The organism is Micromonospora sp. NBC_01412, from assembly GCF_045040215.1.
Taxonomy (GTDB): Bacteria; Actinomycetota; Actinomycetes; order Mycobacteriales; family Micromonosporaceae; genus Micromonospora; species Micromonospora rubida.
In genome coordinates, this window is sequence record NZ_CP109528.1 from 544,968 (window position 1) to 560,644 (window position 15,677).

The 15,677-nt window shown below is 66.5% G+C and carries 10 protein-coding genes and 4 pseudogenes; 5 read left to right on the top strand and 9 right to left on the bottom strand.

What is annotated here, in order from left to right:
- Positions 1-242: 242 nt before the first annotated feature.
- A complete protein-coding gene (locus OG617_RS02275) occupies positions 243-2,114 on the bottom strand; it encodes a BTAD domain-containing putative transcriptional regulator (protein ID WP_405098258.1) in 1,872 nt (623 codons plus the stop codon).
- A gap of 1,247 nt (positions 2,115-3,361) precedes the next feature.
- On the opposite strand from OG617_RS02275, the gene OG617_RS02280 reads away from it, so the two are divergent.
- The 5 genes from OG617_RS02280 to OG617_RS02300 all read left to right on the top strand — a co-directional run bounded on the left by OG617_RS02280 (position 3,362) and on the right by OG617_RS02300 (position 7,142).
- Entirely contained in the window at positions 3,362-3,895 is a 534-nt protein-coding gene (locus OG617_RS02280; RefSeq protein WP_405098260.1) for a helix-turn-helix domain-containing protein, read from the top strand.
- Positions 3,889-4,701: a hypothetical protein gene (locus tag OG617_RS02285; protein ID WP_405098262.1), complete on the top strand. Its 813-nt coding sequence runs from the start codon at positions 3,889-3,891 to the stop codon at positions 4,699-4,701. The genes OG617_RS02280 and OG617_RS02285 overlap by 7 nt, the downstream gene beginning before the upstream one ends.
- Positions 4,702-4,834: 133 nt before the next feature.
- Positions 4,835-5,404: a 2'-5' RNA ligase family protein gene (locus tag OG617_RS02290; RefSeq protein ID WP_405098264.1), complete on the top strand. Its 570-nt coding sequence runs from the start codon at positions 4,835-4,837 to the stop codon at positions 5,402-5,404.
- A gap of 370 nt (positions 5,405-5,774) precedes the next feature.
- Positions 5,775-6,611 carry a PfkB family carbohydrate kinase gene (locus tag OG617_RS02295; RefSeq protein ID WP_405098266.1) on the top strand — a complete coding sequence of 279 codons (837 nt, stop codon included), beginning with the start codon at positions 5,775-5,777 and terminating at the stop codon, positions 6,609-6,611.
- A 57-nt stretch (positions 6,612-6,668) separates the two neighbouring features.
- Positions 6,669-7,142: a GNAT family N-acetyltransferase gene (locus OG617_RS02300; RefSeq protein WP_405098268.1), complete on the top strand. Its 474-nt coding sequence runs from the start codon at positions 6,669-6,671 to the stop codon at positions 7,140-7,142.
- Between the two features lie 283 nt (positions 7,143-7,425).
- Here the strand turns inward: OG617_RS02300 and OG617_RS02305 are convergent, their stop codons facing one another.
- The 8 genes and pseudogenes from OG617_RS02305 to OG617_RS02340 form a co-directional block, all read right to left on the bottom strand.
- Positions 7,426-8,589: an IS110 family transposase gene (locus OG617_RS02305; RefSeq protein WP_405098270.1), complete on the bottom strand. Its 1,164-nt coding sequence runs from the start codon at positions 8,587-8,589 to the stop codon at positions 7,426-7,428.
- Between the two features lie 337 nt (positions 8,590-8,926).
- Complete coding sequence (locus OG617_RS02310; protein ID WP_405098272.1) at positions 8,927-9,289, bottom strand: transcriptional regulator; 363 nt, start codon at positions 9,287-9,289, stop codon at positions 8,927-8,929.
- Positions 9,286-9,828, bottom strand: a complete 543-nt coding sequence (locus tag OG617_RS02315) for a hypothetical protein (protein WP_405098274.1) — start codon at positions 9,826-9,828, stop codon at positions 9,286-9,288. Before OG617_RS02315 ends, OG617_RS02310 begins: the two co-directional genes overlap by 4 nt.
- A 557-nt stretch (positions 9,829-10,385) precedes the next feature.
- Positions 10,386-10,679, bottom strand: a pseudogene (locus OG617_RS02320) (integrase core domain-containing protein); the annotation flags it as partial.
- Between the two features lie 4 nt (positions 10,680-10,683).
- Positions 10,684-11,200 (bottom strand): annotated as a pseudogene (locus tag OG617_RS02325) (IS30 family transposase); the annotation flags it as partial.
- 72 nt (positions 11,201-11,272) lie between these two features.
- Positions 11,273-13,021, bottom strand: a complete 1,749-nt coding sequence (gene ltrA / locus OG617_RS02330) for a group II intron reverse transcriptase/maturase (protein ID WP_405094407.1) — start codon at positions 13,019-13,021, stop codon at positions 11,273-11,275.
- Between the two features lie 726 nt (positions 13,022-13,747).
- A pseudogene (locus tag OG617_RS02335) lies at positions 13,748-14,434 on the bottom strand (transposase); the annotation flags it as partial.
- A gap of 281 nt (positions 14,435-14,715) precedes the next feature.
- Positions 14,716-15,623 (bottom strand): annotated as a pseudogene (locus OG617_RS02340) (IS3 family transposase); the annotation flags it as partial.
- Positions 15,624-15,677: the final 54 nt, after the last annotated feature.

The window sequence follows — 15,677 nt, forward strand, 5'->3', positions numbered from 1 at the left end:
TGCCAGGCGGGAACCGGTAGCACCCAACCGGGGGCGCTCGGGCCAGCCCGCGCTGAACACCTCCTCGCCCAACCCGGCGCGGAAACCCCGACCGACGGCTGTCGTCACCGACGCCCGGTGACTTGGCCCGGTGTCGCAGGCGCCTTCGTATCGCTGGCCAGGGCCTGACACATCACGACCCGGCATCACGCTCGTCGGACCATCCCGACGAGAGCCGATCGGCGTGGCCGTTTCCTGATTGGTCAGGCGGCCAGTGGTCGGCCCGCCGACCAGTCAAGCGAGCAAGCCGCGACAGTGGGCATGGCCGCCAACTCGGCGGCGTACTCCCGGACCAACGCCGGCAGTCGGTAGCCCCCAGACTCGTCCAGGTGCACCAGATGCGCGTCGGCCAGATCGTCCAGGGTGCGGCGCAGCCGGGCGGAAGAGATCCCGAGCTGTTGGGCGACCCGCTCGGGCTGCAGCAGGGCGTCGGGCACCGCGCCGAGCATGGTGAGCAGCGGCCCGGCCGTCTCGTCCTCGGTGTGGGTGGCGGCGACCACGGTGTCGATGCTGCGCCGCACCGACAGGTCCTCGTAGTCCAGCAGATCCAACCGCTCCCGCCCGTCGGCGAACTGAGCGACGAGGGCCGCCACGGACATGGCCGGACGGGCGGCCAGTCGCGTGCCGGCGATCCGCACGGCCAGCACCGACCCGGCGCACAGACGTACCAGCTCACCCGTGGCCGCCGGGTCGACGGCCAGCCGCTCGCGGCCGACCAGCGCCTCCAGCAGATCACGCGCATCGACGGCGGCGAGCGGACGCAGAGCCACATGGCACACGCCGTCCAGGCCGCCCAGCCGACGCTGCCCGACCACGAACAGTGCCGGACCAGGCCCAGCAGGCAGCAGCGGGCGAACCTGGGCGGCCCGGGTGACCCCGTCCACCACCATGAGCAGCCGGCGGTCGGCGACCAGCGATCGGAACCAGCCGGCCCGCTCATCGGTGTCCTCCGGCACCTCGGCCGGGGCAATGCCGAGCGCGCGCAGCACCCGGGCCAGCACCTCCCCCGGGGTCACCGAGGTCCGCTTGCCCAGGTCGACAAAAACCTGCCCATCGGGGAACTCCGCAGCGACGGCGTGCGCGGCGCGTACCGCCAAGGCCGTCTTGCCGCTGCCAAACGCGCCGGTGACGACCACGGTGGCAGGAGCCCCAGCACGCAGGGCGGTGACCACCTCGGTCATCTCCCGCTCCCGGCCGACGAAGGTGACCAGGTTAGCGGGCAGTTCCCGCGGCACCGCCCAGCTGGCACCCCCGGTGCGCTCGGTCAGCGATACCGGTTGTGCCGGCGGCGAACCAACGCTCGCCATAGTGACCGGCGCGGGCGCAGGGGTATACGCCAGCTCGACCGCCCGATCGAGCACAGCGCGGTGCAGAGAAACCAACTCCTCACCAGGCTCGATCCCGATCTGCTCCCCCAATACAGCCCGGGCGTCCTGGTAGACTGTCAGCGCCGCCGAAGCATCCCCGCACCGGTAGAGCGCCAACATCAGCTGACCCCAGGCCCGCTCACGCAGCGGGTGGGCAGCGAGATGCCCACGCAGCTCAGGCAGCAGCTGCCCATGGTCGCCAACCGCCAGCCTCGCCTCCGCGAGCTCCTCGAAGACCTGCAGCCGCTGCTCGTCGAGACTGGCCCACCGGTTGTCCAACGCGGTGCCCCGGGGCACGCCCTCGCCGGACGGGCCGCGCCACTGCACCAACGCGGCGGTAAGGGTGGTGACAGCTCCCGCCGGGTCCCCAGCGGCCAGCAGGGCACGACCCTCCTCCGCCAGCCGGCCGAACTCCGACACGTCCAGCTCGTACGGTGCCAGCCGCAACTCGTACGCGTGGCGACGAGCGATCAGGCGCCCGCCCACCGCCCGCCGCAAACCAGCGGCATACAACCGCAGATTCGCCACCGCAGACGCCGGCGGGAAGGCAGCCCAGACCATCTCCGCCAATCGCGGCAAGGAGACCGCCCGGTTGGCCTCCAACGCCAGACCGGCCAGCACGGCACGCCGCTTCGCCGCACCGGACGCGACGACCTGACCATCCACGCGCAGCTCCACGCCGCCGAGAAGCCGAATCTGCAGTTTCATGGCGCCGCTCCCCCCTTGAACCCCGAGCGCGCCCAGGCTAAGTGGGCTGCTTCAGGTGCAACAAGACAGAAAGCCGATGCCTTACGGTGACATATGTCTATATGAATGAACGGCGTGTCGGCGTAACGAAAAACGCCTCGGCGACGCTCCCGAAAAACATCACGCAGAGTCGCCCTCGGCGCCGCAGGTTCGCGTGAATCGGCGAAGTACCCCGATGTGGCACCTTGAAACGACGGTTCAAGGAGAAGCGATCCGGGCCAGTCCACACCGCAGAGCCCAGTACGCCAAGCAGCCGAATGGGCATGGGAAGACACCATCCGGGCATGACATCTCCGCCAGTCGGGTGGCGTGAGCCGATCAGCGAGATGCGGCTGGCCGGTCGCGCAGCCACCGACCACCGATCCGGCGACGCAACTGAGCTTTTCCGCGTCTCGGCGGGGGCTGTCCGGTTCACGAAGGCACCGTAGTCCACGGGTTCTCGGGCTGAGGTGTATAGTCGAGGCAGACATGAAGGGGCATCCGCCGTTCGCGGCCGATGCCCCTGTTTTTTTGGGCTTCCGGTACCGGCGAATCAGCGTAGGTGGTCCGTGGTCGCTGGTGCTGGTCGTTGCGTGGCCGCTTAGCCCAAACGCCGTTTCGGCGCGCCATCCGGCCCCGGTTGTCTGCTCCGTGGCTGCTCGGACGTCGGGGAACTGGAGCGGATGCACGGGGACGCGGGCGGATTTTGAGGCCACTCGCGAAGCGGTGGGTCCATCGAGGTTTCCGAATGTAATGAGAGTGCGGGGCGTGGACCTGCATGGATGCTCACGGACGGACGCCTACGGATCAGAAGGTTAGGGGTTCGAGTCCATTCGGGCGCACAAGATCAACAGGGGTCTGACCTGCCTGAATGGCAGTCAGGCCCCTTTGCTTGTCCGTCCCTTGTGGTCGGTTGGGTGCTCGGTGGGTGCTCGTGCGACGAGCATCCCTCACGTCCGGCCCTGTCCGGCGGGCGGCTGGTCTGTCCGAGTGGGTTTTGACCATGGTTGGGCCTACCGCTGCAGGTGTCCACATTCCGGAACACAGAATCTCCTTGGGTTCGACGTCGAACCTGGAGGTGCTGGCGTCGCCCGACTTGTGGGCCGTGTGCGGTGGCGCCCTCGGGTGGGGATGGCCCCTTGCTGCCGCAATCGTCTACTGTCAGCGTGCCGTGAGGGGTCAGTAGCGAATGGTGATCAGCCCCTCCGATGACGTGGGGGGACGTCCTCATGGATCCGCAGGGACTCAGTGACGTGAAGCGGGCACTCGGGCGGAGGCTCGGGACCTGGCGCAGGAAGCGTGGACTGACTCAGGACGATGTCGCGCGGCTGGTGCACAGCACGCGGAGCACGGTGGCCAACGTCGAGAGTGGCCGGCAGGTGGTGGACCGGGTCTTCTGGGCGCAGTGCGAGTCGCTTCTTCAGGCCGGCGGCGAATTGCTCATCGGTTACGACGAGTACCGGTCCCTTGATGCCCGGCATCAGAAGGAGAAGGCGGAAGCGGCTCGGCATGCCCGCTGGGGAGCATTGGCATCGCTTGGCCCGGCCTCGGGAGTGGTGGTCGGTCACCGCGAAGAGGTGGTCGAGCCTGTTGCGGAGGTGCAAGCGCGGGTCCGCGACCAGCATGCGTACGTGCTCGACGAGTCGTTCCTCGGTGCCGTGGAGGCGTTCGTCGCTGAGGTGGTCGATTCGTACGAGCTGCGGGGGCGCGGGTCCTCGCGCCGATCTTGGTCCGAGAGCGGCGGCGTGTTCAGCCGATGCTGATGGGCCGTGCGCGTCCGAGGCAGCAGCAGCGTCTGCTGGTCGTTGCGGGTCGTCTTTCCGGGCTGCTGAGTTACATGTCGGTCAACCTGGGTCGCTTCGACTCCGCTCGCGCGTATGGGCTCGAGAGCTTCCAGTTGGCGGAACAGGCCGACGATCGTGATCTTCAGGCGTGGGTGCGTGGTACGCAGAGTCTGGCTGAGTTCTATGCGGGCAACTACCGTGACGCTCTCGCCTTCGCGCAGGACGGCCGGCGCTTCGCTGGCATGGGACGTCAAGCGGTGCGACTTGCGGTGAATGGCGAGGCCAGGGCGCATGGGAGGCTGGGTGACCGGCGGGCGGTCACGGAGGCCGTCGGTGACGCCTATGATCTTCTTGCCGCCTTCTCTCCGGAGCCCGGTATGACTCCGTGCATATCGTTCGGTGTTTATAGCGAAGCACATGCTGCGTCGAATGCCGCCACCGCGTTTCTTGGGTTGGGGAACGCCGGGCCGGTCCTTAAATTCGCTGGACGTGCGCTTGACATTGTGGACAGCTCGCCGTCACGGTGGAGTCAGGCTCTGGTGCGCCTGGACATGGCATCCGCCCTGATCGGCGCGCCGAAAAAAGACCTGGACCAGGCACTAGCGCTGACACGCGCGGCAATGGCCGCCTCGGAAGACAATCGCATCGAGTCGATCGAGCAGCGACTGCGAACCTTCGTCGCAGGGCTCCAAGAATACTCGGACTACGCGCCCGTAAATGCCTTCGCCGATGAAGTGCGTCAGTGGTTGTGCGAGCGGAAGCCGGACAATGGCAACTCCTTCTAGTGGATCCTGGGAAGGGCATGGACGGTACGGCTACGTCGACGAGGACTGGGCGCGCTACCGCGCGCTCGATTCTCTGGTCAATCACTGGGAACGGACAGGCTGGCGCCAAGGTCGACGTTCCTACCATTGGATGATGTGTCTCGGCGAGAGCGAAGCATTACGCGCGCTCGCAACGGTATGTCAGGCCGGTCTTGGCCATATCCCTACCCTGGACATGGTCCCCCTGAAAGGGCTGCACCTTACCGTGCAGAAGGTTGGCTTCACAGATGAAGTGCCTGCCGCGCAGCTCGACCAGATCGTGGCAGCAGCGCGGCGGCGGCTCGAGGGCCTCTCCCCGTTCTCACTTCGGGTGGGGCCCCTGGCGGGATCAGCGGGAGCTGTTCGGTTCAGTGCGGGCCCTCATCCTCCAGTGCGGAGCGTTCGTCAGGCCTTGCGGCGGGCGCTTGCGGAGGTCAGGGGCGAGCGTGCGGTTCCCGCGCGTGCCACCGAGTTCGTCCCCCACGTCAGCATCGCCTACAACAACACGCCGACCGACGCGGCACCGGTCATCGACTTGGTGGCCAGCCTCCGCTCCGTCGCATCCGTGACGACGGCCATTCACAGCGTCGAGCTTGTCGAGTTACGCCGAGAACCCCGCAGCTACGCGTGGGATGTACTGGCCACGGGCACGCTCGGGGACGACGAACAGCCCGCCGGATCATGACTCCCCGAACCTCCCATGCCCGCCCAACTGCGGTGACCGTCTCCAGCAGCCCGACAAGGCCATCGGCAGTTTCACAGCGGCCGTCAACGAGTGGCCGGAGCGCTACCGGCGCGAGCGGGGCGTGTACCTCTCCCGCACGGCGCACGTGTACCTCGGCCTTGGAGCCCGGCCATGCCGCCGCTGGGGCGTTGACGGTGGCGACCAGCACCGGCTCGGCGCGGGTCCGCCGAGACGTCGCCGCCATGGCCCGGCAGCTCGAACCTTTCCGCGGCCAGCGGGATGTGCGGCATCTGCTTGACCAACTGGCCACGGCAGGATGAACCACTCGCCCGGTCCGGCTCAGGTGCCGGGTCCACCGTGTGTCGTCGTCGTGGGCCGTGCCAACATCGACATCACTGTGCGGATCCCCGGACCGCCGGTTCCTGGCCGCACGACGTTCGCCTCGTCGCCGGCGACGACCACTGCCGGCGGCAAGAGCCTCAACCAGGCCCTGGCCGCCAGCCGGGCGGGTGCGCGCACCAGCCTGATCGGCAACGCCGGCGACGACCACTGGGGCGCCTTCCTGTACCGGGCCCTCACCGACGCTGCCATTGACGTGTCCTCCTTCCAACTCGTGCCATCGGCCTCGACCGGAATCGCGGTCATCGAAGTCGATCCTGACGGCGAGAACCGCATCATCCTCGCGCGTGCCCTGGAAACCGAACTCACCGGCGAACAGGTACGCACCAGGCTGGCAGGACTGCGCACCTCGGTCGTGGTGGCCCAACTTGATCTCCAGCCCGACGCCGTTGACGCCGTTTTCCGACACCACCGCGCCGAGACGCTCATCGGCAACCTGGTACCGCATTCCACCCTCGGGTCGGCCGCGCTGGCCCCACTGGACCTGTTCGTCTCGAACGAAGCCGAGGCGGCGGCGGTACTCGGCCGCCACCACGACGACCCGACGGTCGCCGCACGGGAACTGCGCAAGCTGGGCCCCAGAGCAGCCGTGGTGACCGCTGGCTCGCGCGGTGCCGCTTACAGTGACGCCGACGACACCGCGCTCGTGCCCGCACAGCAGGTCAACGTGATTAACACCAGCGGAGCGGGCGACACGTTCCTCGGCACTCTCGCCGCACGGCTCGTCCACCAGCATCCGCTCTCCCACGCAGTCGCCGACGGCGTTGCCGCCGCGACAACCCTCGTGTGCGACGGCGTGCAGCGGTAGCAACAGACGAAGCGTCCTGAACTATCAAGGTCAAGACCGACAGGAAGGATGCACGTCGTGACCCCAGTCGTAGCCGCCGAACCCGTCCATGTCGATGCGATCGCCGCGCTTCTTGAAGAGCTGGACACGTTCTACGGTGAGACCGAGGTTGAGCCCCGTAACGTGCGGATCTGTCAGATCAACGAGGCGCTCTTTGGTGACCCGCCCCTGGCCCATGCCGTGCTCGCCTGGGACGCGCAGGCACTCGCCGGGCTCGCGACGTACTCCTTCCTGTGGCCAGCCGTCGGCCTGACCCGCTCGCTCTACCTCAAGGAGCTGTACGTGGCGCAGACGGCAAGGGGACGGGGCGTCGGGAAGCTGCTCGTGGATGGCTTGATTGACGTGGCCGTTTCGAACTCGTGCAGCAGGATCGAGTGGACCACCGATCGGGAGAACACCCTCGCGCAGCGCTTCTACGCGAAGATTGGCGTCGCGCCCAACGACAACAAGATCTTCTACCGGTTTGAGGGCCACCCGCTGCCGCCGTCGTGAGTTGAGTGAACTGCCGCGTTAGCCGTAGTCACGCTGGCCTTCCTGATGGGCACGCCAAGGGCGATCGTTGCGTTCGTCGTGAACTTGCGCGAGCACCTGATGTCGGGGTACGGCTTGAAGTGCAGAGGTCGGTACGGCTGCAAATGCAGACCGTCTACCAGTCCGATCTATGTCCGACGAGCGGGGCGCGTCATCGAACAACAAGACCAAATAGTGACTCTACGTAGCGATACTGTTGGGCCCCAGACGAGTCCTCGGCTTCCGGTCATGGCACCCCTTTATGTCAAGACACCGCTCGGAGGGCGGGTTTAGGCTTGCTGGTGGCGGGTCTGGGAAGTGGCTTGTCCGAAGGGCCGATTCCCGGGGTCAGGTCGGTCACACTGGATAGCAGAGTCGTCCCCGACTGCCCTCCCGGATCCGCCGCCTGCCTGCGTTTCTGGTCGGCGACCATGCGGGCGTAGACGACGTTGGACAGTCGCCGTTTCAGCGCGCGCATGGCTTCCATGGAGGTCTTTCCGGAGGTTTTCTTCAGGTCGAAGTAGGCTCGGCCTTCGGTGCGGTTGCGCAGCTGGACCACGGCCATGATGTGCAGCGTCCGGTTGATCCGCCGGTTGCCGGCGCGGGAGAGCCGGTGACGCTTCTGGTCGCCGGAGGAGGCGTCCAGCGGTGCGGTGCCGTTCCAGGACGCGAACCGGTCGCGGTCGGCGAAGCGGCGGATGTCGCCGACGTCTGCCAGCAGCCGGGCTGCGCCTGAGGGGCCGATCCCGTGCAGGTCCATCAGCGTGGAGCCGCGGGCGACGACAAGCTCCTTGAGGTCCTTCTCCGCGGTCTTGATCTTCTTGTCGATGCCCTCAAGTTCACCGATGAGCTCGACGGCGAGGCGGCGCCGGGTCTTACCGACAATGTCGCGGGGTTTGATGGTCGCGATCAGCGCACGTGCCTGCCGTGCGGACAGGAATTGCTTTGCCCCGCCTGGGAAGAGCTCCAGCAGCAGCCGGTGCAGCCGGTTGATGGTCTGCGTCCTGGCGCGGCCCAGCTCGTCGCGGCGGTCGACCAGCATCCCCATCACCTGCAGGTCCGGGTCGAGCTGGACCCGCACGAGGTTCGGGGTGCGCAGTGCGACCATCGCGACCGAGTGCGCATCGACCGGGTCGGTCTTGCGGCCATTGCCGGTGGCGAACACCCGCACCTGCGCAGACAGCTTCGCGGGCACGTCGAGCACCGTCTCACCGTCATGCAGCAGGCGGTGGGCGATGTGCTTCCCGATGCCGTTGCAACCCTCGACCGCCCACACCCGATCGGCGTACTTGCGGCCGGCGGCGAGCATCTCCGCGTAGCCGGTCTTGTCCGTGCCATACCTGCCCACTGCGAGCACCCGGGCGCGTTCGTCGACGACCTCGATGGTTGCTGAACGCTTGTGCGGGTCCATCCCGATGATCACCGACATCGGCGCCTCCCTTGGCTGAACTCGGACGGAGTTGTCAGCAAGGAGGGCACCGCTACTTCGAGCAGAACAAACCCCTTTCCAGCCTCTCCTCGCGCGGTGCCCGGCGAGACCGCAGGCCATGAGAGAGCCACACCAATGACACCGGTGGGCAGCCGCAATGTGGGAGCGTCTCGCCGAGCACCTGGACCGAGTCTGGCCGGACATCGATCCTGCGGAAAGTCTCTAAGTAGCCGAGATGAGGATGGCTTCGTAGATGCCGATCAGGCGCCGCCGACCGGCACGGCGACCCCGGTTGCGAGCGCGGCTGCGAGCAGGCGTCGACGGGTCAGTGCGATGGTCATCGGTCCTCCAGGGTGTCGGTGGTCTCGACCCGCGCGATGAGCAGCTTCAGCCGCCCGATCTCCTCGGCGAGCGCGGTGCTGCCGGCAGCGGTGAGCGTGATCCAGGTACGGCCGCGCCGCCCGGCGTAGCCCTTCTCGACCTCGATCAGGCCGGCCGCCTCCAGCACGCTCAGATGCTTGGAGAGGTTCCCGGCGGTGAGGTCCAGTTGGGTGCGCAGGTAGCCGAACTCTACCCGGCGCGCCTCGTGCGCGATGGTGAGAATCCCAAGCCGCACCCGCTGGTGCACTACCTCGTCCAGGCCGGTGACCGGGTGGGCGGATGGCTCGTGCGGGTCCGGGGCCCCGGTCTCGGCGGTCATCGGCGCCGCCGGTGGGCCAGCCGGAAGCCGATCGCGCCCAGCAGCAGTACGGTGCCGTTGATGATCTGCTGCGGCAGGAACGCTGTGCTGTCCTGGCCCTGCCAGTGCCAGCCGAGGTCGATCGGCACCAGCGCCACCGTCAGGTAGCCGAGGGTGAACACCAGCAGCCCGAGGTTGCGCTCCAGCCGGGCCAGCACCAGCAGCGCCACCCCGATCGTGCCCCACGGCGCGATCAGTCGGTCCAACACGAGCGCCCAGTACGGGAACTGGTGCGGGTGGGTCGGGAAGTACAGGCGCGCTGCCACCCACGCGGCGGTGAACAGGACCGTCAGCGTGACGCCGGTGAGCGCGTAGGGCAGCACCCGGGCGCCCAGCCCCCGCGCCCGGGCGACCCGCACGTAGCAGACGGCGATCGCCGCGTACGCCAGCAGCAGCGCCGGCGGCCAGTAGTACAGCACCCCTTGACGCGAGAACTGGCACACGGTGCCGTCGCCCACGCAGTGGAGGACGAGGAAATACCAGTCGAACGGGATCCCCACGAACGTCACCGCGGCCAGCACCAGCAGCGCGAACCAGGTCCACCCGCTGGTCGACCCGCACCCGGCGGGCGAGGCCGCGCACCTCCGACAGCAGCCGGCGGGGATCGCCGCCGGCGGGTACCGAATCAGTGGTCATGCCGATAGGTTTCCACAGCAAACCTATTTGCGCTAGTACTAACTATGGCGCGAGGGAAACTTCTAGTCCTGTTCATAGCTTGGGTCGAGGCGAGCCGAGGTTCAAGCGTCGGCTGGCAAGCCGGGCGGAAGCCGCATATGACGCGCGCCAGCGTCTCGCCACGCCGTCACGCTGCGTGTAGCGGACTCCGCCGGTCATCGTGGATCACCATGTGGTGGAAAGCCCGCCATCTCCCGGGGATGGAGTCACGCGGCCAGTCCAAGTTCGGGTGCGCGGATCTGCCGCATCGCGTGCGCTGACACCTCGGTAGACCGGTCACACTGCGTCGAGCCCGGGCTCGCTGCGGTTTCCTCGTAGACAATCCGAGCTCAAGCTTCTCGGCGCCGAACGGGTCTGCTGCACCGGTAGGTGACAGTTTCAGTCACGCGGCCTGACTGGCCGGTGGGGTCATGATGGTCTCGTACTCGATAGGGGTCAACCGGGACAGGGATCGCTGTCGTCTGCGGCGGTGGTAGGTCCGTTCGATCCAGGTCACGATCGCGGTCCTGAGCTGCTGGCGGGTGGTCCAGGTTCGCCGGTCGAGGACGTTGTTCTGCAGCAGGCCGAAGAACGATTCCATGGCGGCGTTGTCGCCGGCGGCGCCGACTCTGCCCATCGACCCGGTCATGTGATGCTGGTTGAGGGCGCGGATGAGTTTCCGGGACCGAAATTGGGCGAGTTCAATCGGTCGTTGCAACACCGGGCTGTTGTAGTGAGCGTAGCTGCTCGGCGAAGACCTCGGCCGGGGTCTTCGTCAAGGATCTTGCGGGGGCGGTTGTTGACTGCGAGGGCGACGGCTTCGAGGTCCTCGTCGGACCACCTCGACAGGTCGGTGCCCTTGGGAAAGTACTGACGCAGCAGCCCGTTGGTGTTCTCGTTCGTCGGCCGCTGCCAGGGCGAGTGCGGATCGGCGAAGAACACCTTCGTGCCGGTATCGAGGGCGAACTGCGCATGACCGGAGAGTTCCTTCCCGCGGTCCCAGGTGAGGGTCTTGCGCAGCTGCTCGGGCAGCCTCGTCATCGATGTCGTCAGCGCGGTGTTCATCGCGACGGCGCCGTAGCCGCCGAGCGAGGGACCGTTCTTCACGGGTGGTTTCTCGCCCCAGCCCTCCAGCCGAGGCAGATGCACCAGGAGCGTGCAGCGGCTGGTGCGCTCGACGAGCGTGCCGATCGCGGAACGGCCCGTCCCGATGATCAGTCGGGTAGCCCCGGCGCATTGCTGCGCCGGGGCCCCCTCAGAACCGTGCTTGCGGCGTTAACCGCACACGGCTCAAGCAAGCCCTGGAGGCTCGCTGACGGGCAGAATGCTTGGCCTTTGGCCTTCGCCGGCTGGCTGCCGTCGGAGGCAGTACGCGTGTATGAGACGGGAATGAATAGCGTCCGGCTTACCGTCGATCGGGGCGACGACATGTTGTCTGACGATCGCCTTCCGGATCGTGCGTGTCCACAGTTCCCATTCGGTTGGGGTCTGCGGCGCGTGCTCGGCGTGTAGCAGAAACCCTCGGCAGAGCGAACATCGACCTTGCTGTTTCTTCAAAAGATACAGCGTGGCTTTGCCCGTTGCTGGAGGTCCTTTGCAGCGCCGATCGGCCCAATACTTGCTGAGAGCAGGATCGTCCGGGGACGCCGTGCCCTTGACCAGTTGGTGCCGGACGATCTTCGTCCAGGAAAACTTGATCAGGTAGGAGCCGCTGTCACGGTCACCAAAAACCCACCTGTCCTGCCTGGCCTGGTTGAACCGGCCGAAGTACCTGTCAACGATCCAGTGCTTCGACTTATTCGGGTGGCTGTGTTTCGCCCACTTGTAAAGCAGAATCCACACATAGTTGTCCAGCGCCGTGAATATCTCGCTCGACACCACCGTCCGGTAATAGGCAGACCAGCCCCGGACGATGGGGTTGATCTTGTAAAGCACCGCCGCCGCGTTAGCTCCTCGCAAAGCTATTATCTCGCCGCGTAGCCTTTCCCGGATCCGTCTCAATGCCGCCTTGCTCGGTCTGATCAGCAGTTTCCCGTGATAGCGGCGGACGTTGAACCCCAGAAAATCGAACCCATCGCCAGCATGGACGATACGAGTTTTGCCCTCGTTGAAGGCTAATCCTCTGGACGTCAGCCATTGCCGTAGCCTTTCCTTGGCCTGGTCGGCCCGCTCATGGCTGTGGCACATCACGACGAAATCGTCTGCGTATCTCACCAGCACCGGACTGTCTGTTACCGCACTGCCGGCATCTCTGCCGGCTGTGAGGTAACGGACCCCGGCGGCATTCTCCATTCCATGCAAAGCCACGTTGAACAGCGTCGGGCTGATCACTCCGCCTTGGGGAGTTCCTTCCCCGGTCGGGGCGAACCGGCCATTATCGATCACACCTGCTTTCAGCCATCGTTCCACTCGATCCCTGGCGGGAAACGCGCCAAGCAATGTCAGCAGGTGCCGGTGATCGATCCGGTCGAAGGCTGCCGTCAGGTCAGCGTCGAGGATCCACACCCGCTGCGGGTTCTTACCGTTGAGCGTGGAATAGATGGCCCCGATCGCGTCGTGACAGCCGCGGCCCGGCCGAAATCCGTAGGACTTCGGCTCAAATCGGGCCTCCCATTCAGGTTCCAACGCGTTCGCTGTCAAGGCTTGTAAGGCCCTGTCGGCGATCACGGGAATGCCGAGACCACGCCGTTTCGTGGTTCCGGGCTTAGGAATGTAGACACGCTTGACGGGACGGGCAGTCCACATGGCGCTGTCGTGCTGCATCCAGTCGGCCAGTTCAGCCTTGGATTCCGGGTGCAGCACGACTTTCCCGTCGACGCCCGCCGTCTTACGGCCAGCGTTGATCTCCGTGACTCGCCGCACGCTGATCAGCGTGTTAGCGCGAGAACGGAGCATCAGTTTCTGCAGATTGCGGACCCGTTTAAGGTCCCCCGCCTGCGACGCCGCGAAAATTCTCTGACGCAGACGACCCACGGCATCTTCAGCCTGGCGCCAAGCGATCGACGACCAGTCGATAACATCGCCCTCCGGTCCGTTCACCACGGCAACATACTCACCACGAGCCAATCGGAGTGAACACTTGCGTCACTGTGACGTCCAACTTGTCCTTCGGTTCCGGTGTCATTGTTCAGTGTTTCTCCACAGGCTCACCAGACCCACGTCAGCACCCTTTCGAGTCCGGGCATCGCCCGTATCCGGCCAGTTATACGGAAGAATCCGATGGAGGATCGGATGACTCCTCCGATTTCCTGTTTCCTTTCGGCTACCGGCATTCGCTTCTTGGGCCTTCCTGTCCCCGCTGAAGAATTGAGCTTTCCTCGCAGTCGGCCGACCGGTCATCGAGACCCGGACTCCAACGGGATTTCCACGTTCCGCACGAGTGAGACACGACCGGGGTGGGTGCCCTCTTTATCCCGAGGCGGCGGTGTCCTTCTGGCTGGAGTGACCTCTACCAGCCAGCGCCTGCCGCTTCTCAACGGCCAGCCCTGTACCCCATTACCGCATTCCGTCGACAGGGCTTGGGATCACGAGACATCATCGAGGGTTCATTTGCATTCACCCGTCCGGTCTTCCCCTTAGCCTGTAGCTCCCGGACGGAACGGAAACCCTTGGGCTTGACTCCTGAGCTTCACACCCCGCCGTTACCAGCAACGCATGTCAGGAGAGGGGACGAGCCAACGGACACAGGACCGGGACTTGCCATCAGTAATAGACGAACCTCCAAGCGGCAAATCCACTCAAACTCGTGCGACTTCGTGTCGCACGATCCCCTTCCCAGTGCCCGGGGACCGCGCGGTCCGCGGCTTCGGCGGGGCGCTCGGACAGGACGACATCGGCAGTGACATGCCCTTGCGGCTTGTTCTGGGACCGCGCTCTGGGAACTCGCAGCGCCCGGCCGGTGCGCAGACACGCGACCAGCTCACGCTTGAGCGCTCCACGCCCCTGAATGAACAGCGACTGGTAGATCGCCTCGTGGCTGATGCGCATGGACTCATCATCGGGGAAGTCGACACGGAGCCGGTGCGAGATCTGCTCCGGGCTCCACGCCGTCGCCCAGCGGCGGTCCTGCCGATGCGGCTTGTTCAGCCCTTTCCACGCGGGCGTCTCAGGCCCGGTGACGATCGTGCCGTCGGGTCGGCGGACGCTGCCGGCGAGCCGGCCCTGTACGTACTCACGCAACCTGCCATTGCTCACGAGCTTCGCGGTCTTCGGGCGCTTGCCGGCCTGCTGCGCCTTCCACTGCGCCACCAGAGCCCGGTAGACCGGCTTACCGCCCCTGGTCGCCGCGTTACGGTTACGGCGCAGCTCGCGTGAGATCGTTCCCGGGTCGCGTCCGATCCTGCGGGCGATCTCGCGCACGCCGACCCCCTGGACGCGCAGCAACGCGATCTCCTCCCGCTCGGCGAATGACAGGTAACGGCCCGTGGGCTCGCCCAGACTGATCGGCGGCATGCCGCCAGCGTGGCGGAACCACCGGGACCCGACCGGCCATGACACACCCACAGCCTCCGCGGCCTCTACCGTCGTTACTCCCGAGGCGATCCGCCGCCAGAAGTCCCGCTGCACCGCACGAGACGGCTCCGGCCGCCCCGGTGAACGCATCGGCGGTCGCAACGCCCGATCCGACGCCCACTGGCGCCGCGCACCAGCCGACACCACAGGTATCTGCTTCTTACCCCGCCCCAACGCAAACCTCCGTGATCAAGGTGTTGCGACAACCAGTTGAATCCGCCCTGAGCTCCGTGATCGGTATGCATGATCGCCCCGTGCAGGGTGCCTCGCGTTTGCTGCGCGGCGTGGAGGGCGTCGATGACCAGTTCGGTGCGCATGTGATCGGCGATCGCCCAGCCCGCGAGACGCCGGGAGTGCAGGTCTAGGACGGTGGCCAGGTAGAGGAACCCGCGCTCACCGACCGGCAGGTAGGTGATGTCGCCGACGTAGCGCTGATTCGGCTCCGGGGCGGTGAAGTCCCGGCCGATCAGATCCGGGGCCCTCGCCGCGGCCGCGGCCGGGTCCGGCACCGTCGTACGAGTTCGCCTGCGTAGTCGTAGCCCTTGCACGCCGAAGCGGCGCATCACCCGCGCGACCCGCTTACGGTTGACCGCCAGGCCGGCATCGCGCAGCTCAGCAGTGACCCGGGGTGCCCCGTAGGTGCCGTCGTGAGCGGCGTGGACCGCCCGGATCCGACCCACGAGAGCCGTATCCGCGGCATCCCGGGCGGCCCGCGTTTCGGCGGCCGAGCGCCAGTAGTAGAAGCTCGAGCGGGACACCCCGATGATCTGACACAACCGCTTCACGCCGAAGCGCTGCTGATGGTCGGCGACGAACTGGAAGCGGCTCACCAGCGCGTCTCCCCGGCGAAATACCGGGCCGCCTTCCGCAGAATGTCCCGCTCCTCCTCCAACTCCCGCACCCGCCGCCGCAACACGGCGTTCTCGTCCTCCACCGACCCGGCCGCCGACGACCCCGCCGGCCCGGCCACCGCACCCCGACGCTGATCATCGGCGCGGACCCAACTACGCAACGTCTCCCGATTGACCCCAAGATCATCAGCGACCTGCGCGATCGTCGCCCCAGGCCGAGACCGATACAACGCCACCGCGTCGGCCTTGAACCCGGCCGGGTAGTGCTTCATCACCATCTGTCAGGGACTCCTGATCTCCCCAGACCATCACGATCCAAGGCTCAAGTGTCC

Bases quoted from the DNA above. Each gene is read 5' to 3' on its own strand.
- OG617_RS02285 (WP_405098262.1), top strand. From the start codon at position 3,889: ATGCTGATGGGCCGTGCGCGTCCGAGGCAGCAGCAGCGTCTGCTGGTC.
- OG617_RS02280 (WP_405098260.1), top strand. From the start codon at position 3,362: ATGGATCCGCAGGGACTCAGTGACGTGAAGCGGGCACTCGGGCGGAGG.
- OG617_RS02305 (WP_405098270.1), bottom strand. From the start codon at position 8,589: ATGTCGGTGATCATCGGGATGGACCCGCACAAGCGTTCAGCAACCATC.
- OG617_RS02310 (WP_405098272.1), bottom strand. From the start codon at position 9,289: ATGACCGCCGAGACCGGGGCCCCGGACCCGCACGAGCCATCCGCCCAC.
- OG617_RS02290 (WP_405098264.1), top strand. From the start codon at position 4,835: ATGTGTCTCGGCGAGAGCGAAGCATTACGCGCGCTCGCAACGGTATGT.
- OG617_RS02275 (WP_405098258.1), bottom strand. From the start codon at position 2,114: ATGAAACTGCAGATTCGGCTTCTCGGCGGCGTGGAGCTGCGCGTGGAT.